We start from the raw sequence: 23,274 nt of genomic DNA, 5'->3' as shown, positions 1-23,274 counted from the left end.
TGGCAGTTCCCTTCTGGTTCAGCGGTCAGGACCGGGGAGCCCGGCTTACCCCTGACCAGAGGGGTATTACAGACCCGGGCAGGTCTCAGATGGTGAAGTATTTCGCATGTTTGTTAAGGATAACAAGAGCGGAGGTGGACTGTTCCGGGTGGAGCTGATCCCCGTCCGTCAGGGAAACCCCAATACGTTCCGCATCCAGCAACCTCAGGATGGGGTGCTGATCTTCCAGCCTCGGGCAGGCCGGATAGCCGAAGGAATAGCGAGACCCACGATAGCCCTGCTGGAGCAGGGTATCCATGTCGCGCGCATCCTCTGCCGCAAAACCCAGTTCCGAGCGAATGCGCTTGTGGGTGTATTCCGCCATGGCTTCCGCCATCTCGACTGAGAGGCCATGCAGGTAGAGGTAGTCCTGATAGCGGTTTTCTTCAAACCAGTCGCGCGCAATGTCAGATGCCTTCTGGCCCACTGTGACGACCTGCAGGCCGACGACATCACGTTCAGCATCGTTGATATCGCGCACGAAGTCGGCAATGCACTCGCCATCTTCACGCGGCTGGCGGGGCAGGGTGAAGCGGGCGGCTTCCGTCGTGCCGTCTTCTTCAAACAGCACGAGGTCGTTCCCGTCCCCTGCGGCTTTCCAGTACCCATAGGAGGCCTGCGGGGACAGAATGTTTTCCTTGGCCGACAGGTCCAGCATGCGGCGCAGAATGGGGCGCAGATCCTGCTTGGCCCATTTCAGGAAGTCATCCAGAGAGCGGCCCTGTTTCCGGAAGCCCCACTGGAACTGATAGAGGGCGCGCTCATTCAGGAATGGCAGAATGGCTTCCGGCGTGGCAGTCAGGACGCGCGGCCCCCAGAAAGGTGGCGTCAGCTGCGTTTCATCTGCCGTCATCCGTTCGCGCCGGGCGCGGGCCGCAGCGGGATCGATGGGGGTAAAGCCGCGCGTTTCCGCCTGCTCCGGCGCACGGGCGTTGCGACGGGTGGTTTTGCCCTCGCGCTTTTTGCTGACAGCGGCCAGATAGTCATCAAAGCCGTTCTGCGCGATCTGATCCATCAGGGTCAGGCCGTCAAACGCATCGCGTGCATAGGCCACGCGCCCGGTGGGGGCGTAGGCGGCCACGCAGTCTTCTTCCACGTAATTGCGGGTCAGGGCCGCGCCGCCCAGAAGCACCGGCACATCCAGCCCCGCGCGGGAAATCTCTTCCAGATTTTCTCGCATGATGACGGTGGACTTCACCAGCAGGCCGGACATCCCAATGGCGTCGGCCTTTTCCTTGCGGGCTGACTCAATCATGTCCGCGACCGGCACCTTGATGCCCAGATTAACCACGCGGTAGCCGTTATTGGTCAGGATGATATCGACCAGATTTTTGCCGATGTCATGCACGTCGCCCTTAACCGTGGCGAGCACGATGGTGCCGCGCTGCTGGCCTTCTGCGCGTTCCATATGCGGCTCAAGATGCGCCACGGCGGCCTTCATGGTCTCGGCAGATTGCAGCACGAAGGGGAGCTGCATCTTGCCGGAGCCGAACAGCTCGCCCACCACCTTCATGCCGTCCAGCAGAACGGTGTTGATGATTTCCAGCGGCGGCATTTTGCCCATCGCTTCATCAAGGTCCGCTTCCAGCCCCTTGCGGTCGCCATCCACAATGCGGTCGCGCAGGCGTTCTTCCACGGTCTCTGCGCGTTTGCGCTTAACAGCTTCAGACGCCTTACGGTCCGCAAACAGAGCCAGCAGCTTTTGCAGCGGGTCATAATCTTCCGTCCGTCGGTCAAAGATCAGGTCTTCGGCAACCTTCACTTCTTCCGGGGCGATCATGTGCAGCGGGCGGATTTTGGACACATGCACAATGGCGGCGGTCATGCCGGCTTTCACGGCGTGGTCCAGATAGACCGAGTTCAGCACCGCACGGGCCGCCGGGTTCAGCCCGAAGGAGATGTTGGACAGACCCAGAACAATCTGAATATCAGGGAAGGCCTCGCGGATCATGCGGATGCCTTCCAGCGTCCACAGGCCCAGCTTGCGGTCATCTTCCGCACCGGTGGCGATGGTGAAGGTCAGCGGATCAATCATCAGGTCCGACTGCGGCAGACCGTATTTCTCGCAGGCAAACTCAACCAGACGGGTGGCAATACGCAGCTTGTCTTCCGGGCGGCGGGCCATGCCGACTTCATCAATGGTCAGTGCCACGACTGCCGCGCCAAATTTGCGGGCCAGACGCATACGGTCCGTGGCCGGGCCTTCCCCATCTTCAAAGTTGATGGAGTTGATGATGGGCTTGCCACCATGCAGCTTCAGGGCGGCTTCAATCACCGGTGTTTCAGTGGAATCGATGACCAGCGGCGCGTTGACGGAGGAGGTGAAGCGTTTGATGACTTCATCCATCTCTGCGCGTTCATTGCGACCGACAAAGGCGGTGCAAATATCCAGCGCGTTGGAGCCTTCCTTGGCCTGCTCACGGCCAAGGGCCACGCAGCCGTCCCAGTCATGCGCTTCCTGTAGTTCGCGCCATTTTTTGGAACCGTTGGCGTTACAGCGTTCACCAATGGAGAAATAGGCATTTTCCTGCCGCAGCGGCACCTGAGAATACAGGCTGGCGACGGAGGGAATCCACACGGATTTTTTGGGCACAGGGGCAGGACGATGCTGGCCGGTGCCTTCCGCGCGGCGGCGCAGCATAGCATCAAGCGCTGCAATATGCGGGGTGGAGGTGCCACAGCAGCCACCCACCATGTTCAGCCCGTCTTCCACAATAAAGCGTTCGACCCACGTCGCCATGTCTTCCGGGGAGAGGGGATAGCGGGTCTGACCGTCCACCAGTTCCGGCAGGCCAGCGTTCGGCTGGACGGAAATCAGGCGCGGCCAGTTTTCGGACAGCCAGCGGACATGCTCGGCCATTTCCTGCGGGCCGGTGGCGCAGTTCAGGCCCATCAGGTCCACATCAAGGCTGTGGATGACCGTGGCCGCAGCAGCAATATCCGGGCCGACCAGCAGCGTGCCGGTGGTCTCGACCGTCACCTGCACAAAAATGGGCGTGGTCGTGCCCAGTTCCGCGCGAGCAATTTTCATGCCGTTGACGGCAGCCTTGATCTGCAACGTATCCTGGCAGGTTTCAATCAGGATAGCGTCCACGCCGCCTTCAATCAGGCCGCGTCCCTGCTCGGCAAGGGCGGCTTCCAGCGTGTCATAATCCACATTGCCAAGAGACGGCAGTTTGGTGCCCGGCCCGACAGAGCCCACCACATAGCGGGTGCGGCCATCAGCAAAACTTTCCGCCGCTTCCCGTGCCAGAATGGCGGAGTTGCGGTTGATCTCACGCGTCTTGTCAGCCAGATCAAATTCGCTCAGAGTGATGGGAGAGCCACCAAATGTGTTGGTTTCCACCATGTCCGCCCCGGCCTCATAATAGCCGCGGTGGATTTCCCGGATCAGTTCAGGCCGCGAGAGTGTCAGGATTTCCGTGCAGTTTTCCTGCCCCCAGTAATCCCGTTTCAGATCCAGATCGAGCATCTGGATGCGCGAACCCATCCCTCCGTCACACAGCAGGACCTGATTGCGCAGAGCATCGAGAAGCGGAAGACGAGAAGACATGGCACCCATAAATCACAAAAAACGGGAAGAAGAGCCTCGGTCGGACGCCGGTCCGGAGGGTAGAGTGTTATTCCAGAGAGCGGCATCTGTGTCTACCAGTCCTCTGTCCTGGAAAGGTCCGGAGGACCGGCGGATCCGGTTGAAGCTGCTGTCCGTGGAGGATGCTGCGGGGCTGGCCCAGCCGGACAATCTGGCGGTCTTTCTCGCACTTCAGCCTTCCCCTTCGCAGCAGGCTGGATGGGGTGCCGTGCGGACATGGGCTCCGCAGGGAGATGGGGCCGACCATGGCAGTGGGTGCGTCTGCTGTCAGGGAGGCAGCCAGTTGGGACGTTTTCTGGCTGGCCTGATGCAGGAGCGCGCTCGCGGAGAATGTGTTTTTTTTCAGACCCTCTGCCTGATTTGTCCTGCACAGGATATGGCGGGTTTGACGCAGGCGTTGCAGTCTGATCCTCTGGTTTTTTCTCTTTATGGACTGGAGGCGGTTTCCAGCCGTTTTTCCTGTTATTGTTGAAGAAATAACGCGGGATGGCGGGATGAAGATCGAGAAACACTTTGAGGTCATCCTCACACCCTGTCATAAGAGCTTTTGTCCGGGAGCTGGCGATCTAAGGCGTTCGGACCGCGTATTAAGGTTTTGCCAAAAGGGTTGTTCGTGAACCAGACTGATCATGTGCCTGATGTTTCTGGCCCTTCTTCTGATCCAGGCCATGAGAGTGCCTCCCGCCTGAGCCCAGCCATCATTCGCCTGCGTGCGGTTGTTGCCGCTGCGCGTTTCCATGGGCTGGAACTGGATATCCGCGATTTTGCAGCAGAGCCGGGGGAAGAAAGCCCTTCGCCTGCTACTTTGGTGCGCTGGCTGGAAGAACAGGGTGCGGTCGCCAAGGGGATGCGCATCAAGTGGCGCTATCTGGTCAAGATGACCAACTCGCCGCCGATCGTGCTGATGTTCCGTGATGGTTCTGCGGCGATTATGGTTGGGGCAGACCCCGGTAAGGGTGTTGTCTGGCTGCGCGACCCGCTGAAAGATGAAGCCGCGGCTCCCGTGCCGGTTGATGAACTGCGCCTGAGCCGGATATGGACCGGTGATGTGCTGCTGATCAAGCGGCGACGGGATCAGTCTGAAGCAGAAGCGCCGATTAATCTGACCTGGCTGGCCAAGATGGTTCTGCGAGAAAAGCGGTCTTTGCGTGATATCGCCATTGCCTCGATGACGCTTAGTATTCTGCAGATTTTTCCACCACTTATTGTCATGCAGGTCATTGATCGTGTGGTGAATTATAAGTCCATGTCCACTCTGATTTCGATTAGTGGGATTATTGTTGTTTTTTCAGTCTATGAAGTGTTGCTGACGTATGGACGGCGGGAACTCTCGCTGGTGCTAACAACCCGTATTGATTCTCGTATTTCCCTGCATGTGTTTAGTCGCTTGGTTTCTTTGCCACTGGAGTATTTTGAAAGGCAGCAGGCGGGGAATATTCTTGGTCGTGTCATGGCTATCTACAAGGTACGTGACTTTCTGACCGGCAGACTGATGTCGACCTTTTTGGACCTGTTTACCTTGTTCGTTATTTTACCATTTTTGTTTTATCTCAGTTCCAGTCTTGCGTGGATGACGGTTGCTGCGGCGGGCTGTATTGGCTTGATCGTTGTGATTTTCATGGGGCCGGTTGCGAAGGTTATGACAAAGCAAATGCAGGCTGAGCGTGAACGAGGGGCAATTTTGTACGAAACGGTTGCGGGTATCCGGACTTTAAAGACGCTGGCATTGGAAAATATGCGCAAACAGGTCTGGGACGAATCAACCTCTATTGTAATTCGCTGGAAACTGGCGGTTGGGCGGATGTCTAACTGGCCGCAAACGCTGGTGATGCCGCTGGATCTGTTTATCAATCGAGGCATTATCATGATCGGCGCTTATTTGGCGCTGGTAAGTCCGTCGTCTGTTGGAGTGGGTGGGCTGGTGGCGTTTATGATGCTCGGGGGGCGCGTGGCATCCCCGCTTGTCGGGTTTGCTAAGCTTTTGGATGATTTTAACGAAGTTATGACCTCTCTGAGCGAGGCTGCCTCCGTATTGAATCAGCCGACGGAAACCAAGGCGTTGACCACGGGGATGCGACCTCCGATTAAAGGCGCTCTGTCATTTGATGGTGTGGATTTTACCTATCCGGGTTCGACCTCCAAAGCTCTGAATGATGTGAATTTTGAAGTCCCTGCCGGAACGATGCTAGGGCTGGTCGGGCGAAGCGGTTCGGGGAAATCCACCATCACCCGACTGCTGCAGGGGGTCAGCCGGTCCTATACGGGTTACCTGAAACTGGACGGAATTGACCTGCGTGAAATCAATCTGACGCATCTGCGGCGGTCTTTCGGGGTGGTGCTGCAGGATAACTTCTTGTTCCGGGGGACCATCCGCGAGAACATTACGGCTGGTCGTCCCGGCTATACGATTGACGATGTCGTGCGTGCGGCGCGTATGGCTGGTGCTGAAGAATTTATTGAACGTATGCCCGCTGGCTATGAGACCTTCATTGAAGAGGGTTCTACTAACATTTCGGGTGGTCAGCGTCAGCGTCTGGCAATTGCGCGCGCGGTGATTACCGATCCCAAGCTAATGATTCTGGATGAAGCGACATCAGCGCTTGATCCGGAAAGTGAAGCCTTGGTGAACGCCAACCTTGAGCGGATCGGCAAGGGCCGGACTATGGTCATTGTCTCGCATCGTCTGTCTTCTCTCGTAAATTGTGACCAGATCTGCGTGATGGATCATGGGTCTGTGGCGGATATTGCGCCCCATGACGTTCTGCTGGAACGGTGTGATATCTATCGCACACTCTGGATGCAGCAGAACCGTCATACAGAGGGGAAAGCAAAACCCGGCTCGTCTTCTCTGGTTGCGGAAGGAGAATAAGCCATGAGTGAACAGGATATTGTGCCCTCAGGGCAGCCGACTGGTTCCGACGTGAGCACGGAAAGCGAGCCTGATTTTCTGCGTCAGGCGGATGACCCATATGCACAGGGTGACATGCCTCCGGCCCTGCTGGAGTTCCATTCCCCGACGGCCGCCTTGGTCAATATGCCGCCCACGCCTTCAGCGCAGTATATTTCCTGGCTTGTTGGGGCGCTGGTTCTTTCATCCGTTACCGTAATGACCGTTTTTCCGCTGGACCGAGTGGTTTCAACACAAGGGCGTCTAGTTTCAACAGAACAGACTCTTCTAGTTCAGCCTTTGGATACGTCCATTGTTCGTTCTATTGATGTGCGGGAAGGAGATTTTGTTCATAAGGGGGATATTCTCGCGCATCTGGATCCCACGTCCTCGGGTGCGGATATTGAGAACATGCAGGCCCAGAGTGAGCAGTATCAGGCCGAGGTGGATCGCCTGATAGCAGAAACACAGAGCAAACTCTATTCTGTCGATCCCCGAAATTCGGCCTCTGTTCAACAGGCAGAAGCATTTCTCCGTCGTAAAGCTGAGTTTGATGCCAAAGTCAGTAATTATGATAAGCAAATTGCCAGTTTGCAGAATGACTTACAAAGCGCTCAGGCAAGTGCAGCCATGTTTGCTGCGCGGGCCAAAGTGGCGGCAGATGTGCATAAAATGCGGATGCAACTGCAGAAAGATCAGGTCGGGAGTAAGCTGTCTACACTGAGTGCACAGAATGAGTTGATGGAAGTCGAACGCTCCCAGATTGCCGCACAGCAGCAGGCCGGGAGTACGCGGAACAAGTTGGCTGCTCAGGTTTCTGAGAAAGAAGGCTATATCCAGAACTGGAAGGCCGAAGCGTACCGTGATCTGGTTACGGCTCAGCATCATCTGTCGGAAGCGAAAAGTGCCTATCAGAAGGCTGTGCTGCACAACAGTCTTGTCACGCTGAAAGCGGACGAAGATGCCATTGTGCTGAATATCTCCAAGGTCTCTGTTGGTTCAGTGCTGACGGCAGGCCAAAAAGTGATGACTCTGGTTCCTGTTGGTAAGGGGCTGGAGATTGAAACCGTCATGTCCGGTAAGGATGCCGGGTTTGTAAGGCTTGGGGACAAGGCACTGGTCAAGTTTGCGACATTCCCTTACCAGCAATATGGCGGTGCAGATGCCACTGTCCGGACGATTAGTGCGGACTCCTTTGTTGGCGGTCCTTCAGCTGGCGGTCAGCAGGATAATGATGTTACGCCGGACAGCAGCAGCAAGGAATTTTATCGTGTCCGCCTGCGTGTTGATCGCTACACGCTGCATGGCGTGCCAAGCTTCTTCCATCCCCAGCCAGGTATGCCGGTGAGTGCGGACATTCGCGTCGGTAAGCGGACGATTATGCAATATCTGTTGAACAGTTTCATGCCGTTGATGACGGATGGTATGCGTGAGCCCTAAGGGTGGTTTGCTGGACTCTGATCCTGTTCAGGGAAGGAGTGTGTTTTGCTAAAGAAGCTGATTAGCCGGCTTTTCGGACGGGGTAATGAAGCGCCTGTTGATGGCCGGCTTACCCAGGCAAAGACTTTGCTGGAGGAGGGAGAAGCCACAAAAGCTTTTGCCATTTTCACGGTCCTTGCCCGCGAAGGCTTGCCGGAAGCCCAGTATCTGGTTGGTCAGGCTTACCTGAATGCGCAGGGTGCGCCGCCTAACCTGATTGAAGGAGCCCGCTGGACCCGGCGCGCGGCCCTGAAAGGCTGGAACAGAGCTGCCTTCATTCTGGCGACATTGTATCTGCACGGTCTTCCCAAAGAAGTTGAAGAAGGGGAAAGCCTTTCTTCGGTCTTTGAAGATTATAAAAAGCGCGAAAAGCCACAGCCGGATTATCACAAAGCAGCCCGCTGGGCGAAGCAGGCGGCTGAAGCCGGTGATATGGATGCGCAGGCTCTGTATGGCTACATCCTGAGCGCAGGTCCTGATGACATTCGTGACCCGGCGCAGGCTTTGCTCTGGTATCAGAAAGCGGCGGATGCCGGATGTCTGCAGGGATATCTAGGGCTGGGGCTGGCAGCGCTCAAAGATGCGCAGACATATGACCAGTATGCTCAGGCAGCGGTCGAGCTACAGAAAGCCGCAGATGGCGGACTGGGCACAGCGCTGTATTTGATGGGCGTCATGACCGAGCGCGGCACAGGGGTCCCCCCGGATTATGTGCTGGCAACGTCCTACTTTGGAAAAGCTGCTGAGAAAAATGTCCGCGGCGGGCAGGCAAAATACGGTATTGCCCTCATGGCGGGCAAAGGTATTGAGCGCAATAGAGATCGCGGTGAAAGCTGGCTGCGTAAGGCAGCCTTGGCGGGCGATGCAGAGGCTGCGGCCATTCTTGGTGACTGGTATGGGCGCGGGATAGATCTGCCCCCCAACTATGCAGAAGCCATTTCCTGGTATCGTTTTGCCTCCGAGCTTGGTCACGCAGCGTCAAGCCACACGCTTGGTGCGATTTACATGGCAGGCGTCGGCGTTCCAAAAGATCCGGAAGCGGCTGCCTACTGGTTCAAGCTAGCGGCAGAGCAGGGCGACAAACACGCTACGGCAGATCTCGCTAATCTGGTGCTCGAAGGAGAGGCTCCCAAAGAAGACGGGCGCGCTCTCATGGAATTCTACAAGCATGCCGCCGAAGAGGGTGACCTGTTGGCGGCCTTCAATTTTGGCGTCTGTCTGGCACAGGGCGTCGGGGTCGAGCGTGACGAGGAAGAGGCCCTCCAGTGGCTGCATAAGGCGGCTGAAAAAGTCGTCAATGCCCAGTACTGGTATGGGAAGATGTTGCTGGAGGGACGTGGCGTTACACGGAACCCTGAAGAAGGTCGTGCATGGATCCAGAAAGCAGCAGAAGCGGGTATGGCAGAAGCCGAAACGGCCTATGCTGACTTGCTGGTTACCGGGGTAGGTGGTCCTAAAAATCATCCCGAGGCGCTGCGACTATACAAACAGGCTGCGGAAAATGGGACGGTCTCGGCTATGTTCTCCGTCGCCGCGTTGTATGGTGGTGGGCATGATGTGCCGGAAGATCGGGCGCTGGCGCGGGAGTGGTTCCTCAAGGCGGCAGAACACGATCATCCTGCGGCTCAGCTTATGATTGCGCGCTACTATGCCAATGGTCTGGGTGGGGAAAAGGATCTGGAGCAGGCACGCATGTGGTATCGGAAAGCAGAAGCCAGAAATCTGGCGCAGGCCAGTGCAGAACTGGCACGTATTGGCACAGGAGGCACAGCCCCTCTGCCAGCAGACAGCTGATACTCTGTTATAAGGAGTATCAAGTGGTGAGCAGAGAGCGGGGCTGCTGATGGCGCAGTCAGCTAAGACACAGGGCGCGCTCTCTGGTTTTGTTACGAAGGAAGACCGTGCCTCATTGGAGGCATGGGCCAGTGCACAGGCCCAAGAGACTTTTCAGCGCGGGAATGACGCCTGGCTGGCTGGCCGGGAGGCCGAGGCATGGGACTGGCTCGAGCGCGCTAACAGGCAGGCCCGGGATAACCCGCACGTTATGCTTGCCCTTGCTCTCGCGCGTCAGGCCGTCGGGGATGTTACCGGTGCCATTGATCTTCTGAATGCTCTGCTGAAACGCTTTGACTTTCGTGAAGGCTGGGTTCTTCTGGCAACGTTTCAGCAAGCGCTCGGGAACGGCGGCGCGGCGGTGTCTGCGCTGGGGCGGGTTTTATCTCAATTTGCCTGCACAGCTGACATTGCAAAACTGGCTGATAAAATCACGCGCCTGAATGGTCTTGCAGGGTGGTGTGGCTTGCAGGGGGATGGCACGCTTGTTCTGGGGGGTGCTGCTGCCCAGGAAACACCTGCGGTGTGGTTGGATGGTCAACCTGTAAAAGTGGTGCGTAAAAAAGCAGGCTGGCTTTGTCCGGCCGGTTGGAAGAAAGCCAGATCTCTGGAAATCCGTCTTAGGGATCTACCGTTTTTAGTAGGGAATCCTGTGCAGCCATGTGCTCTGGCACGGAGTGAGGGGCTGGTTGAGGCGGGGGCGGACAGGCTGAGTGGCTGGGTCTGGCTGCCGCATGATGCGGACCGTGTTCCTGTGGTGCAGATACAGGATATGCAGACCGGAAAGACCCTGCATACAATAAAGCCAGAGAGTTTCAGTAACTCTGTGAATTCCGACGTGCCTTTGGCGCGCTATCGCGCTTTGGCCTTTCCGGCAGAAGCGTTGCCGGATGGCCCCGTGAGGGTGGTGGGGCCCGATGGGCGCGATCTGGCGGGGAGTCCTTTGGACGTCGGGCTGGAGCAACGCTCAGCCAGACAGATTGTGCAGGCTCTGGCCCAAACCTTCTCCGTTGAGAAACAGAAAAAAATAAAAACGGGGCATGATTTTCCGGGCTTTGTTCCTGTTCCCGTGCAGGATGAGGTGACGGGGACGCCGCAGGTTTCCGGCCGGCAGGCAGAGGTGGCGATTGTCATTCCGATCTATCGGGATAAAACCCGCACGCTGGACTGCCTTGAAGCGGTAAAGCAGACCATCTCACCTCGTAAAATTCCTGTGGTTATCGTCAATGATGCCGCACCGGACCCGGATCTTGTTCTGGCTGTGGAGGCTCTGGCCGCGCAGGCTGGATTCCGTGTGCTGACGCATGCGCGGAACTGTGGCTTTCCCTCAGCGGTCAATACGGGTTTGAGAGCGGTGGCCGGGTATGATGTCATTGTGCTCAACAGCGATACACTGGTTGCAGAGGGCTGGGTGGAAGAGCTGCGACGCATTGCCTATGCGTCGGAAGAGACGGGTACCGTCACGCCATTTTCCAATGACGCCAGTATTTTGTCCTATCCTTCACCGGACAGGAAGAACCCTGTGCCTGACCTTGTCCAAACGCAGGATCTGATGGCGCAGGCACAAGCTGCCAATGCGGGGCAGGCTATAGAAATCCCGACGGCAAACGGCTTCTGCATGTATATCCGGCATGATTGTCTGGCGCAGACCGGGATGCTGCGAGACGATGTTTTTGCGCAAGGTTATGGCGAAGAAAACGATTTTTGCATGCGTGCGCGGGCTCTGGGGTGGCGGCATCAGGCCGCTCTGGGTGCGTATGTTGCTCATGTTGGTTCAGCCTCGTTTGGAGGCACCCGTACCGGACTGATGCGGCGCAACGAGGCAATCCTGAACCGCCTGCACCCCGGTTATCATGAGATGATTGCAGCATGGATTGAAAAAGATCCTCTGTTTAAGGCGCGCCGTCGGTTTGATCTTGTGCGCTTCCGGGCTGGTTCCGGGCAGAAGGCTTCAACACGCAAAAGTCGAAAACGGCGGGCCATGGTGCTGGTCACGCATGATTATGGTGGCGGGGTTGAGCGTGTGGTGGGTGAGCGGGTGAAAGCTCTGTCTCGTCAGGGGCTGCGTCCCCTTGTAGTGCGCCCTACAGGCGGGGGCTGCTTGCTGGAAGACGGGCTGGCCGATCCCGACGCCTATGCCTCGTTGCACTTCCGGCTGCCAGAAGAGTGGACATTGCTGACCCGTCTATTAAAGGCGGAAGGGGCTGAGGGCGTGGAGGTGCATCATATGGCCGGGCATAACCCGATGCTTTATGATCTGCCTGTGGCGCTGGGGTGCCCCTATACTGTCCATATTCACGATTATATGTGGTTTTGTCAGAGAATTTCTCTGATGGGTCTGAAAGACCGGTATTGTGGCGAGCCAGACGTTGCCGGGTGCGAGGCCTGTATCGCCCTTCTGGGTCGGAAAATTGAGGAAGACGTTCCTGTTGTGTTTTATCGCACACGGGCTGCTCAGTTTTTAAAAACAGCGCAGACGGTTTACGCGCCCTCACAGGATGCGGCTGAGCGCATGCAAAAGCAGTATTCTGGCCTGACCTGCCATGTCTGGCGGCTGGAAGATGATACGGCGCTGTGCGCAGAGGGCGAGGCGCGTCTGCAGGCTGCGCTCCCTGTGCCGGAAGAGCGTGTTCCCGGTGTGGCTGTTATGGGTGCCGGCCGGGGTGAGCGTGTCCGGGTGTGTGTCATTGGCGGGATCGGGAAGGAGAAGGGGTATGATGTGTTGCTGGGCGCAGCACGGGATGCCGCTCTGCGCGATCTGCCCCTCGAATTTGTGATTGTTGGGCACACGCCGGATGATGACGCACTGGTGCGCACCGGTCATGTTTTTATCACGGGGGAATATCAGGAGGACGAGGCCATTCCTCTGATAGCCTCTCTGCAGGCGGACTATGCTTTTTTGCCGTCTGTCTGGCCGGAAACCTGGTGTTTTACGCTGGGACTGGCCTGGAAGGCGGGGCTGAAGGTGGTTGCCTTTGATCTTGGTGCCCCGGCTGAGCGTATTCGGGCAACAAAACAGGGTATTCTCCTTGAGGCAGATCTTTTAGAAGAAAGTCTGAATGACGTATTGCTGCAACTCGGGCGCATTGGTGCGTTGAAGGCCTGAATGTGCCTGTCTAATAACCTTTTCTTTACTGGCCCATGATTTTTTGATTTACAGTTTACCTGTATCGTCACGATGGAAGAAATTGAATGTCACAGACTACCCAGGCGCCTGCTCCCCAGCGGATTTCTGATCTCAAGGTATCGGGCCATCTGATGACGCTCCAGACGGGCCTGTTCTGCGTGTTTCTGGCGCCAGGGCAGCAGCCGCCAACAGCAGCAGGTCTGCCGGGTGTGCGTCTTTCTCAGCCGCCGCTGCGGGATGAGGGCAACATCAACATCGTGACGTTTGATGAGGATGGCTGGCTGGGTGGCCAGAATGGCGCGGCGCTGATCCGTGTGCAGCAGGGTCCGGCTCAGGTGCTGGTCACCGTTTATCAGGAGCTTGGCTCCCCGCATGATGCCCCGCGTTTGCAGGTTGTGCAGCTGAGCCACAACGCCAATGCAGGCCCGGTTGCGCAGCATGCGCCTGTGGCTCCGCCTGCTCAGGCACCGGCAGCAGCTCCGGCTCAGCCGGCTCCGGCGCCCGCCGCCTCTAATCCGTATGCAGCAGAAATTGGTGCCCATATTCAGCGGCGCGGGGATGTGATGTCGCGCGTTGGGGAGTGGATGGGTGAACCCGGCAGCCACGCGTGGATTGAAGGCTTTGGTGTGGCACCGTCTGAGATGATTGGCGCTGATGACATTGAATATCAGGCTGTTCTTGGGAAAGGCTGGCTGTCTCCGTGGGTTGAGGGCGGCAAATATTGCGGCAGCCGTGGTATGGCGCTTCCTATTCTTGGCCTGTGCATTCGCCTGAAAGGCAAAGCTGCCAAAAAGTATATTTGCCGCGTGACGGCCACCTTTACCGATGGTACCCGCGTCGGGCCGGTCGAGACTGGTGAGCCGATTGAAACGGCAAGTCTGGCCCCGCTGGAAGCCTTCCTGCTCGAAATTCTGCCGCGTGAAGACGGTGGCCGAGGCAAAGGCCGTCGTGGTGGCAAGGGCCGGAATGCCGCGGCTGAAGCTGAGGCCGCAGCGGATCTCGCAGCCCTTCTGGAAGAAGAGCTGGAAGAGGTCGAGGTTCTGGAAGAGCTTGAAGAACTGGAAGCTGAGGCTGAGGGTTCTGAAGATTTTGAACTGTTTGTAGAAGAAGAGCTGCCGCCGGCGAAGCCCGCGCGCGCGCCGCGTCGTGGTCGTCCGGCAGGCAAAGTGCGTGTGGCTAAAGCGGCCTCTCCCGAGCGTGCCCCGGCAAAAGCAGCGGGTCGGCCCAGAAAAGCGGCTGCTGCACCAAAGGCACCTGCCAAGGCTGCCCCCGCAGCGCGAGGCCGTGGCCGCAAACCGACGTCCCGGCGTTAAAACTCCCCATGGCCCGGTTTAAAAAACCGGGCTGGTCCGGGAACGTGGTGGCATAACAATACAGGTAATCCCTTGAAGTATCTTTTTATTCACCAGAACTTCCCCGGACAGTACCTCCATCTCGTGCGTCATCTGGTTCAGGCCGGTGGGCACGAGATTGTTTTTATCAGTGAAGATAACGCCAATCTCATTCCCGGTGTCCGTCGGGTCATTTACCGTATGCCGCGTCATGCCACGGAGCAGACCCATCCGGGCGCACGGGAATTCGACCTTGGTCTGGTGCGGGCGGATGCCGTGGCAAAAGCAGCCACGACGCTCAAAACACTTGGGTTTGAGCCGGATATTATCATCGGTCATCATGGCTGGGGCGAACTCCTGAACATTCAGGACGTGTTCCCCGGTGTGCCGGTGCTGGGCTATTTTGAGTTCTATTACCATACAGAGCCGGGCTTTGATGTCGGGTTTGACCCGGAATTCCCCATGAATCCGGCCATGATGCCGCTGGTGCGCGCCAAGAATGCGATCAACCTGCAGGCGCTGACCTCTCCCGGTTACGGGCAAACCCCCACGGAATTCCAGAAAGGCGCTTATCCGGACTGGGCGCAGGGCAAAATTACCGTGCTGCGGGAAGGGGTGGATCTGGACCTGTGTTGTCCGGACCCCACAGCGCATCGTCGGAAGTTCAGCATCAAGGATGTGCATGTTTCTCCCAAAGAGAAGCTGATTACCTATGTCTCGCGTGATCTGGAGCCGTATCGCGGTTTCCATGTTTTCATGCGGGCTCTGCCGCGGATCCTCAAAGAACAGCCAGATGCCCGCGTGATCATGGTCGGAGGCGATGGCGTCAGCTATGGCGCACGTCTGCCGTCCGGTTCATGGCGGGAGAAGATGCTGGAAGAACTGTCCGGGCAGCTTGACCTCTCCCGTATCCATTTTGTGGGCAAGGTCGCCTACGAGGATTTTCTGCGTCTGCTCCAGCGGTCTGATACGCATGTCTATCTGACCTATCCGTTTGTGGCCTCCTGGTCTCTGCGTGAGGCTATGGCTGCTGGCTGCGCCATTGTGGGCAGCGCTACAGCGCCGGTTGAAGAATTTATTGAAGATGGCGTAACCGGGCGTCTGGTGCCGTTTACAGAACCAGACCGGATTGCCGAAGGTGTTCTGGAACTGCTGAATGATACCCGCACGGCGAAGAAAATGCGGCAGGCAGTGCGGGCTAAGGCCGAACAGACGCTCTGTATGAAGGCTTATCTGGCGCAGTATGAAGCGTTGATTGCCCAGTTGATTGCGGCGCACAAACCGGCATCTGTGCAGCAGGATGAGGCTGTTCAGAGCCCACCGCCTCGCAAAGCCAAAGCAACGTCTCGTAAGGCAAATGGTAAGGCCAAAGAGAGCGCCGTTCAGGCTGCTGCGGCTCAGAAGGTGGCTTCTGCAAAAAGGACAGGCGCGAAAAAGTCAGTTCCTGCGCAGGCCAAGGCCGCCAAAGTCACTCCAGCGCGTGCAACGCGAACGGGCAGCCGCAAGAAAAAAGCGGATCTGGTTTCATCCTGATCCGCTGGGGCCGCCTCAGCCAGTTTTAGGCGTGGGGCGGGACAGAGCGGTTCACGTGGTTGGCCAGCTCGATAATCATTTTGCGCATCAGGGCCGCAATGGCGGCATCATTGCTGACATCGCCCGTTTCAGACAGATGCACCCGGTCACGGATCAGCGGTTTGTTCGGGTCCTGCGGCAGGACGGCCCAGTTGGCGTCCAGCACGGCTGATCCATTTTCATCCACATCCAGACGCGAAATATTGACCTGCACCCGCAGCGTTGCGGCATCGGCCAGCGGCTGGTCGGTAATCAGCTCATTGGGGTGGGAGACGGCAATCTGGTTGGTAATCAGATCCGTAATGCCCAGAGAAAGTCGCGTGGCCCAGCGGGATTTAGGGCTGCGCACAATTTCTTCCCCGTTCCGCAGCACGATATCCTGCGAATCCAGATAATCGGGAATGACTGTGCGGCTGATTTCAATCGTGGTGGCGCGGGGGGACAGATGCGGCTGCCGCGCGTCCTGATCAGACGGCATGCCCAGCGTGTAAAGCCGCAGCGGGGGAGAGGCGCAGGAAGTCAGCAGCGCGCAGCCGGAAAGCAGGGCCGCGCAGGAGAGGCGGCGCAGAGTAAGCATCATGGACGGCGTCCCATCAGCAGGAGTTGCGGGTTGCGTTCAACATCGCTGGAGAACCCGCGCAGAGAGGCCGCAGCTGCGGCAATGTCGCGCAGGGCGGCGTCCAGATTGGCGCGGTCAATGGAACGCGGGGAAAGAATGGTCTGGAGCGTATCCAGCGTCTTGGTCGCGGCAACCAGAGTGGTATGCACATCCGCACCCCGGTTGGTCAGCTGGTCCGTGCTGGTTTGCAGCAGCTTGTCCATTTTCAGCAGCGTGACATCCAGCTTGGCCTGAAGGTCCCGAATAGCGTCCGTAGCAGCCTGAACGGTGTCATGCGAGCGGTCGGTGGTGACTTTCACGCTGGCAATCAGCGGCGGCAGGTCCGTATTCATCTTGTCGCTGAGCGTCTTGATGGACAGGAGCGTGGCATCGGCGTGGCTGGCAATGTCCTTTACCGGGAGGTCGCTCAGCGTATCTTTCAGCTTCTCCATGGTGGAGAGGCGGGCAGGAATTTCCAGCTCACCCGTAATGCGTGGATGCAGAATGGCAGGCGTGGATTTGTCAAAATCCAGCTCGATATTGGACTGGCCGGTCACAAAGCTCTGCAAATTGAGTTCCGCACGCAGGCCGTTGGCAATCATCTCCTGCATGCTGACCTTGGTGCCACCCGGCACGTCGCGCACGATATGGATCTGGTCCGGCTCCAGCGTGAGCTGAACGGGGATGTACGCCTTGCGGTCCAGCGGGTCAAAACGCAGGGTGATGCTTTTGACTGACCCCACCTTCACACCACGGAAATTGACAGGAGCTCCCACGGCCAGACCGGTAATGGAGTTCTGGAACACCACCACAGCCTCCCGTGAGGGCGCGAAGAAGCGCATATGCCCAAACAGCATGATCACGGCCAGCGCCAGCGCGCCACCACCCAGAACAAATGCTCCGATCAGGGTTTTACGATTTGTGCTTTCAGCCATGAACGTTCAGCCCTTCGTCTCATCCGTCGGGGAAATCTCCGCCTGACGGTTCATAAAAGCCATTACTTCCGGAATGGTGCAGTGGTCCCGCAAATCTCGGGGGGCCCCGCGTGCAATGGGTTTGTGGGTTTTGGCATCCAGAAAAATACCGTCATCTGCAATGGCAAACAGGCTTGGTAATTCGTGGCTGACAATCACAATGGTCGCCCCCAGCCCGTCCCGCAGGGTCAGAATCAGGTCATCCAGCCGGGCGGAGGTAATAGGGTCCAGACCGGCGGAGGGTTCGTCAAAAAACAGAATGTCCGGGTCCAGAGCAATGGCGCGGGCAAGGCCTGCGCGTTTGCGCATGCCGCCGGAAATTTCAGAGGGCATCAGGTCAATCGCCTGTTCCATGCCCACAAAGCCCAGCTTGAGTTCCACCAGACGGCGGATGACATCCGGCGGCAGGGGCGTGAACATTTCCATGGGCAGGGCGACATTTTCCCCCACCGTCATGGAACTCCACAGGGCCGCACTCTGGAACAGCACACCAAAGCGATGATTGATTTCCGTGCGCCGCTTGTCGTTCTGCGCCCAGTAATCCTCCTGCCCGACCAGAATCTGCCCGGCTGTGGGGCGTAACAGGCCGATCATGCTTTTCAGCAGGGTGCTTTTCCCGCAGCCGGAGCCGCCCATGACGGCAAAGATCGAACCGCGCTTGAGGTCAAAGGAGACATTCTGCTGGATGACCTTGGGGCCAAAGGACAGGCCCAGATCGCGCACGGAGATAATGGTGTCTGGTGCGTTCATCTTCAGATCCCCAGCACGGTGGCCATGACGGCAAATATGGCATCCATGGCGATAACGCCCACAATGCCAATCACCACGGCCCGTGTTGCGGCAATCCCGACATCTGCGGCACTTCGCCCGGCCCGCAGGCCAACCCGGCAGGCGGCCAGCGCGATAAAGCTGGCAAAGAAGAAGGATTTGACGAAGCCGAACACAAATTCGGTCAGGGAAACCCCTTCAAAGGTGGTGTTCAGATAGCCCAGGGGGGAGATGTCCATCATGCTGACGGACACAACAAACCCGCCGAAAATCGCAATGAGCGTGCCGTAGATATACAGCAGCGGCATCATCAGCCCCAGCGAGAGGATGGAGGGCAGCAGGATGTAACTGGATACCGGGATGCCAAACACCTGCAGAGCGTCAATTTCCTCATTGCCCAGCATGGTGGAAATGCGGGCGGCATAGGCCCCGCCGGTTCGTCCGGCCATGACAATGGCGGTCATGATGGCGGAGATTTCTCGCGCGCAGGCAATACCGACCAGATTGGCGACGTAGATTTCCGCTGCAAAGCGCCGCAGTTCCACCAGCCCGACAAAGGCCAGAATGGCGCCCACCAGAAAATTCACCACGCCCACAATCAGCAGGGCGGAGGGACCGGCGTTCCAGATATCGTTGGCCAGATCCTTCAGGCGCATCCCGCTTTTACCCGTCAGGGTTTTGCAGGCTCCCTGTGCGGTCTCCAGCGCCAGTTCCGTCACGGTGCCGGTTTCATTCAGCACATTGAGGCTTTTGTCCCCCACGCGCTCCAGCAGAGGGGGCTTTTTGCGGTCCGCCGCCTTATTGGGGGCAGGGGCATCCGGCAGCAGGGCCAGCAGACGCTGGGCGGATGCGGGCAGGCCTCGCGGGTCAAACTGCAACCCGGCATGGCTTGCGGCCTGCTTTACGTCCCACAGGAACGCAATAAAGGCGGAATCCCAGCCGCTTACGCCCTGACTGTCAAACGTCAGGGTGCCGTGGCTCTGCGCCTGTGCCAGTCCGTCCGTTGGGAAAGGGGTCATGCCGCCATCCTGCACGCTCCACGTGCCCCGCAGCACAAGGCGGGGGGCAGAGGTGTCCCCTTCCAGCGTCCAGACAGGTTTTTCAGGAGTTTGCGCCGGATGCGGAGGGGCAGCGTGGGGGGTAGGATCGGTCATGATGTGTGGCGACATTAGGGCACGGTTTCCGGGCTGACCAGCCCTGCCAAAGGGTGTGGCGGCCATGTTCTGTGGGAAGAGCTTGCCCGGGTCCGGTATACGGGACACCCCACCGGGCGCTGGGCCAGCCATTGCGGCGGGGCAGTGGGTCCGCTAGATGCAGCCATGCTTTACCGGCTTTCTGGCCGGATTTCTGAATTTTACGACGGGAGTTCTTCATGCGACGCAGACGCGGCCGCCCGCTGGATGGCTGGCTGGTGATCGACAAGCCTTCCGGGGTGACATCCACCCAGATGGTGGGTCGGGCCAAACGGATTTTTGATGCGCAGAAAGTCGGGCACGGCGGCACGCTGGACCCTCTGGCAACCGGCCTTTTGCCGCTGGCCTTTGGCGCAGCCACCAAAACTGTGCCGTACATCATGGACGGCACCAAAATCTACCGCTTCACGCTCAAACTGGGCGAAGCGCGCGACAGTGACGATGCCGATGGCAACGTGACGGAAGTATCCGACGTGCGCCCGACGGATGAGGAACTGCGCGCAGCACTCCCCGCTCTGACGGGTGACATCATGCAGGTACCGCCCGTGTTCTCCGCGCTGAAAGTCGCGGGGGAGCGGTCCTATGATATGGCGCGTGAAGGGCGTGCGCCGGAACTGCCGCCCCGCCCGGCGCGGGTGGACCGGTTTGAGCTGATCGAACGGCCCGATGCAGATACCGCGATCTTTGAGGTCGAATCCGGCAAGGGCGTGTACATGCGCGCGCTGGCGCGTGATGTGGCGCTGGCCTGCGGCACTGTTGGCCATATAACCGCGCTCCGCCGCCTGCGCGTGGGGCCTTTTACGGAGGCTGATGCGATTGTTCTGGACAAAATTGTCCTAAACGACGACAACCCCCATGCCTCACCGGAGCTGCTGCGTCCGGTCTCGACCGCGCTGGCCGACATCCCGGCGGTGGCCCTGACCAAAGACGAAGCAGTGTCCTTGTTGCACGGACAGGCGCTCAGCCTTGTCGATCTGATGGATCGTCTCCCTCAGATTGATAATGAGGACGCACCCATCCGGGCCATGGAAGGGGGGCGCGTACTGGGCCTTTGTCGTCGTGAAGACGGCTTCCTGCGCCCTGTGCGGATTCTCTAGAACCTTCTTTGTACGGAGACAGTGATGTCGATTACCGCAGAACGCCGCACGGCAGTTATCAGTGAATACCAGACGACCCCCACAGACACGGGGTCACCGGAAGTTCAGATCGCAATTCTGACCGAGCGCATTGTTAACCTGACCGAGCACCTGAAGACCCACGCGAAGGATTTCCATTCCCGCCGTGGTCTGCTGATCCTCGTTGGTCGTCGTCGCAGCCTGCTCGACTACCTGCGTCGTAAGAGCCAGAGCCGCTACGAAACGCTGATCGGTCGTCTCGGCCTGCGTCGCTAAGACCAGAGTTGAAGGCGAGAAGGGTGCGGTTGCCGGGTTATGCCGCAAGCCGCACCCTTTCCCTTTTTCGGGCTATTGTGTGATGATAGCCCTCCGCGCGGAGGCCATGCTGGTCCTCGCGTCTGAATAATAATGGCCACAGGTCTGAGTGCGGGATCATGATCCCGGCGGGCCACGGCGTTTCCGACCACATGGCGCCTGGGTGGTTTTGCCACCAGTCACCATGCCGTCCGAGGCGCTGTCCGCTCCTTCGGTTCTCCCCCCGCCTGTTCGTGTGGCCTTGAGTAAAATGTAAGGCAGAACTGTATGTTCAATTACTACCGTAAAGAAATCGAATGGGGCGGTCGTCCGCTGGTGCTGGAAACGGGCAAGATTGCGCGCCAGGCCGATGGCGCCGTGGTTGTCACCTATGGTGAGACCGTTGTGCTGTGTACCGCTGTTGGCGCAAAATCCGTTAAGCCGGGGCAGGACTTCTTCCCGCTGACCGTCAACTATCAGGAAAAAGCCTACGCTGCGGGTAAAATCCCCGGTGGCTTCTTCAAACGTGAAGGCCGTCCGTCCGAGAATGAAACCCTCGTCTCTCGTCTGATCGACCGCCCGCTGCGTCCGCTGTTCCCGGAAGGGTTCCGCAACGAGGTGCAGGTCATTGCCACCGTGCTGACGCACGACATGGAAAATGATCCGTCCATCCCGGCCCTGATCGGCTGCTCCGCAGCGCTCACGCTGTCCGGTATTCCGTTCTTCGGCCCGGTTGGCGCAGCCCGCGTTGGCTTCAAGGACGGTGCCTTCATCCTGAACCCCACGCTGGAACAGATGGCTGAAGCCGATCTGGATCTGGTTGTCGCGGGTACGGAAGAAGGCGTGCTGATGGTCGAATCCGAAGCGTCTGAACTGTCTGAAGACGTGATGCTGGATGCCGTGACCTTTGGCCACAACGCCTTCCAGCCGGTGATCGAAGCCATCATCTCTCTGGCTGAACACGCTGCAAAAGCACCGTGGGATCTGCCGGAAGTGTCCAAGGAAGCGCAGAAGCTCCGCACCCGCATCGACAAAGTGGGCCGCAAGCTGATTGTTGACGCTTACAAGGAAAAGAAGAAGCAGGCGCGCTACGAAAAGATTGGTGCCGCCAAGGAAGCGATTCTGGCCAAGCTGGCTGAAGAAGAGCTGGACGTGGATGCCGCCAAGCCGATGCTGAAGGATCTGGAAGCCGACGTGGTTCGCACGTCCGTGCTCAAGACCGGCATGCGGATTGACGGACGTGATCTGGTCACGGTGCGTCCGATTGTGTCCGAAGTTGGCATTCTGCCGCGTGCACACGGCTCTTCCCTGTTCACCCGTGGTGAAACGCAGGCGCTGGTTGTAACCACGCTGGGCACCGGGCAGGACGAGCAGGTGATTGACGCGCTGCAGGGCGAATATCGCACCAACTTCATGCTGCACTACAACTTCCCTCCCTTCTCTGTGGGTGAGTGCGGTCGTATTGGCTCTCCGGGCCGTCGTGAAATCGGGCATGGCAAGCTGGCATGGCGCGCTATCCACCCGCTGCTGCCGAGCCGTCAGGAATTCCCGTATACGCTGCGCGTGGTGTCTGAAATCACGGAAAGCAACGGGTCTTCTTCCATGGCGACCGTCTGCGGGTCTTCTCTGGCTCTGATGGATGCCGGCGTTCCGCTGAAGCGCCCTGTGGCCGGTATTGCCATGGGTCTGATCAAGGAAGGCGAAGACTTCGCCGTTCTGTCCGACATTCTGGGTGATGAAGATCACCTCGGCGATATGGACTTCAAGGTGGCTGGCACCGAACAGGGCGTGACCGCTCTGCAGATGGACATCAAGATTACGTCCATCACGCCGGAAATCATGAAGATCGCTCTGGGTCAGGCCCGCAATGGCCGTCTGCACATTCTGGGTGAAATGAGCAAGGCGCTGACGGAAGGCCGCACGGACGTGTCCTCCACGGCTCCGAAAATCACCACCCTGACCGTGCCGCGCGAAAAAATCCGCGATGTGATCGGTTCTGGCGGTAAAGTTATCCGTGAGATTGTTGAATACTCCGGTGCGAAGATCGATATCGGGGATGATGGCACCATCACCATCGCTGCAATGTCTGATGATCAGGCACAGAAAGCCATTGATCGCATCAACGGTATTGTGGCTGAGCCGGAACTGGGCCGCGTTTACAACGGTAAGGTTGTGAAAACGGCTGACTTCGGCGCGTTCGTGAACTTCATGGGCGCACGTGACGGTCTGGTTCACATTTCCGAACTCACGCAGGGCCGCGTTGGCAAGACGACCGACGTTGTCAAGCAGGGTGATGAAGTGAAGGTGAAAGTGATCGGGTTTGACGACCGCGGCAAAGTAAAGCTGTCCATGCGCGTTGTTGACCAGGAAACGGGTGCCGACATCACGGAAACCGTGGGCGCCAAGCCTGCGCGGGCTCCGCGTCGGGATGCTGAATAAGATCGGCGCTTGCCAGACAACACGATAGGACAG

The 23,274-nt window shown here is 58.3% G+C and carries 15 protein-coding genes; 10 read left to right on the top strand and 5 right to left on the bottom strand.

Annotated elements, in window-relative coordinates; all coding sequences use genetic code 11:
* Positions 1-85 precede the first annotated feature (85 nt).
* Entirely contained in the window at positions 86-3,592 is a 3,507-nt protein-coding gene (metH, locus tag HK23_RS05280; protein WP_086653237.1) for a methionine synthase, read from the bottom strand.
* Between the two features lie 88 nt (positions 3,593-3,680).
* Here metH and HK23_RS05275 point away from each other — a divergent pair, with 88 nt between their 5' ends.
* The 7 genes from HK23_RS05275 (at position 3,681) to HK23_RS05245 (ending at position 15,821) form a co-directional block, all read left to right on the top strand.
* Positions 3,681-4,103 carry a hypothetical protein gene (locus HK23_RS05275; protein ID WP_143217490.1) on the top strand — a complete coding sequence of 141 codons (423 nt, stop codon included), beginning with the start codon at positions 3,681-3,683 and terminating at the stop codon, positions 4,101-4,103.
* A gap of 141 nt (positions 4,104-4,244) precedes the next feature.
* Positions 4,245-6,500, top strand: coding sequence for a peptidase domain-containing ABC transporter (locus HK23_RS05270; RefSeq protein ID WP_086653170.1), 2,256 nt, complete (start codon positions 4,245-4,247; stop codon positions 6,498-6,500).
* Positions 6,501-6,503: 3 nt separating this feature from the next.
* On the top strand, positions 6,504-7,958 hold the full coding sequence (locus tag HK23_RS05265; protein WP_086653169.1) for an HlyD family type I secretion periplasmic adaptor subunit: 1,455 nt from the start codon (positions 6,504-6,506) through the stop codon (positions 7,956-7,958).
* Positions 7,959-8,003: 45 nt separating this feature from the next.
* Positions 8,004-9,791 carry a tetratricopeptide repeat protein gene (locus HK23_RS05260; protein ID WP_086653168.1) on the top strand — a complete coding sequence of 596 codons (1,788 nt, stop codon included), beginning with the start codon at positions 8,004-8,006 and terminating at the stop codon, positions 9,789-9,791.
* A gap of 49 nt (positions 9,792-9,840) precedes the next feature.
* A complete protein-coding gene (locus tag HK23_RS05255; RefSeq protein ID WP_086653167.1) occupies positions 9,841-12,936 on the top strand; it encodes a glycosyltransferase in 3,096 nt (1,031 codons plus the stop codon).
* Between the two features lie 86 nt (positions 12,937-13,022).
* On the top strand, positions 13,023-14,270 hold the full coding sequence (locus HK23_RS05250; protein WP_086653166.1) for a hypothetical protein: 1,248 nt from the start codon (positions 13,023-13,025) through the stop codon (positions 14,268-14,270).
* Between the two features lie 72 nt (positions 14,271-14,342).
* Positions 14,343-15,821, top strand: coding sequence for a glycosyltransferase family 4 protein (locus HK23_RS05245; protein ID WP_086653165.1), 1,479 nt, complete (start codon positions 14,343-14,345; stop codon positions 15,819-15,821).
* A gap of 25 nt (positions 15,822-15,846) precedes the next feature.
* Here the strand turns inward: HK23_RS05245 and HK23_RS05240 are convergent, their stop codons facing one another.
* Genes HK23_RS05240 through HK23_RS05225 form a run of 4 tightly spaced genes read right to left on the bottom strand, consistent with a single transcriptional unit; the run spans position 15,847 to position 19,354 of the window.
* The gene (locus HK23_RS05240; RefSeq protein WP_063906881.1) at positions 15,847-16,440 is read right to left on the bottom strand and encodes a PqiC family protein; all 594 of its coding nucleotides are present in this window, start codon (positions 16,438-16,440) and stop codon (positions 15,847-15,849) included.
* Positions 16,437-17,393, bottom strand: coding sequence for an MlaD family protein (locus HK23_RS05235; protein WP_086653164.1), 957 nt, complete (start codon positions 17,391-17,393; stop codon positions 16,437-16,439). Before HK23_RS05235 ends, HK23_RS05240 begins: the two co-directional genes overlap by 4 nt.
* 6 nt (positions 17,394-17,399) lie before the next feature.
* Complete coding sequence (locus tag HK23_RS05230; protein ID WP_086653163.1) at positions 17,400-18,182, bottom strand: ABC transporter ATP-binding protein; 783 nt, start codon at positions 18,180-18,182, stop codon at positions 17,400-17,402.
* 2 nt (positions 18,183-18,184) lie between these two features.
* Positions 18,185-19,354, bottom strand: a complete 1,170-nt coding sequence (locus HK23_RS05225) for an ABC transporter permease (protein WP_086653236.1) — start codon at positions 19,352-19,354, stop codon at positions 18,185-18,187.
* A gap of 218 nt (positions 19,355-19,572) precedes the next feature.
* On the opposite strand from HK23_RS05225, the gene truB reads away from it, so the two are divergent.
* The 3 genes from truB (at position 19,573) to pnp (ending at position 23,241) form a co-directional block, all read left to right on the top strand.
* Entirely contained in the window at positions 19,573-20,490 is a 918-nt protein-coding gene (gene truB, locus HK23_RS05220) for a tRNA pseudouridine(55) synthase TruB (RefSeq protein ID WP_063906879.1), read from the top strand.
* Between the two features lie 24 nt (positions 20,491-20,514).
* The gene (gene rpsO, locus HK23_RS05215) at positions 20,515-20,784 is read left to right on the top strand and encodes a 30S ribosomal protein S15 (RefSeq protein ID WP_025825010.1); all 270 of its coding nucleotides are present in this window, start codon (positions 20,515-20,517) and stop codon (positions 20,782-20,784) included.
* Between the two features lie 306 nt (positions 20,785-21,090).
* Positions 21,091-23,241, top strand: coding sequence for a polyribonucleotide nucleotidyltransferase (pnp, locus tag HK23_RS05210; protein WP_086653162.1), 2,151 nt, complete (start codon positions 21,091-21,093; stop codon positions 23,239-23,241).
* Positions 23,242-23,274 lie beyond the last annotated feature (33 nt).

The sequence above is a fragment of the Acetobacter malorum genome, assembly GCF_002153605.1.
In the GTDB taxonomy this organism is placed as follows: Bacteria; Pseudomonadota; Alphaproteobacteria; order Acetobacterales; family Acetobacteraceae; genus Acetobacter; species Acetobacter malorum_A.
The sequence above is the reverse complement of the archived record's forward strand: the minus strand, read 5'-3'. Positions and strand labels throughout refer to the sequence as shown.

What these genes read in the sequence shown, in the direction of transcription:
- metH (WP_086653237.1), bottom strand. Translation starts at nt 3,592, where the DNA reads ATGTCTTCTCGTCTTCCGCTTCTCGATGCTCTGCGCAATCAGGTCCTG.
- HK23_RS05265 (WP_086653169.1), top strand. Translation starts at nt 6,504, where the DNA reads ATGAGTGAACAGGATATTGTGCCCTCAGGGCAGCCGACTGGTTCCGAC.
- HK23_RS05255 (WP_086653167.1), top strand. Translation starts at nt 9,841, where the DNA reads ATGGCGCAGTCAGCTAAGACACAGGGCGCGCTCTCTGGTTTTGTTACG.
- HK23_RS05250 (WP_086653166.1), top strand. Translation starts at nt 13,023, where the DNA reads ATGTCACAGACTACCCAGGCGCCTGCTCCCCAGCGGATTTCTGATCTC.
- HK23_RS05240 (WP_063906881.1), bottom strand. Translation starts at nt 16,440, where the DNA reads ATGATGCTTACTCTGCGCCGCCTCTCCTGCGCGGCCCTGCTTTCCGGC.
- HK23_RS05235 (WP_086653164.1), bottom strand. Translation starts at nt 17,393, where the DNA reads ATGGCTGAAAGCACAAATCGTAAAACCCTGATCGGAGCATTTGTTCTG.
- HK23_RS05230 (WP_086653163.1), bottom strand. Translation starts at nt 18,182, where the DNA reads ATGAACGCACCAGACACCATTATCTCCGTGCGCGATCTGGGCCTGTCC.
- HK23_RS05225 (WP_086653236.1), bottom strand. Translation starts at nt 19,354, where the DNA reads ATGACCGATCCTACCCCCCACGCTGCCCCTCCGCATCCGGCGCAAACT.
- truB (WP_063906879.1), top strand. Translation starts at nt 19,573, where the DNA reads ATGCGACGCAGACGCGGCCGCCCGCTGGATGGCTGGCTGGTGATCGAC.
- rpsO (WP_025825010.1), top strand. Translation starts at nt 20,515, where the DNA reads ATGTCGATTACCGCAGAACGCCGCACGGCAGTTATCAGTGAATACCAG.
- pnp (WP_086653162.1), top strand. Translation starts at nt 21,091, where the DNA reads ATGTTCAATTACTACCGTAAAGAAATCGAATGGGGCGGTCGTCCGCTG.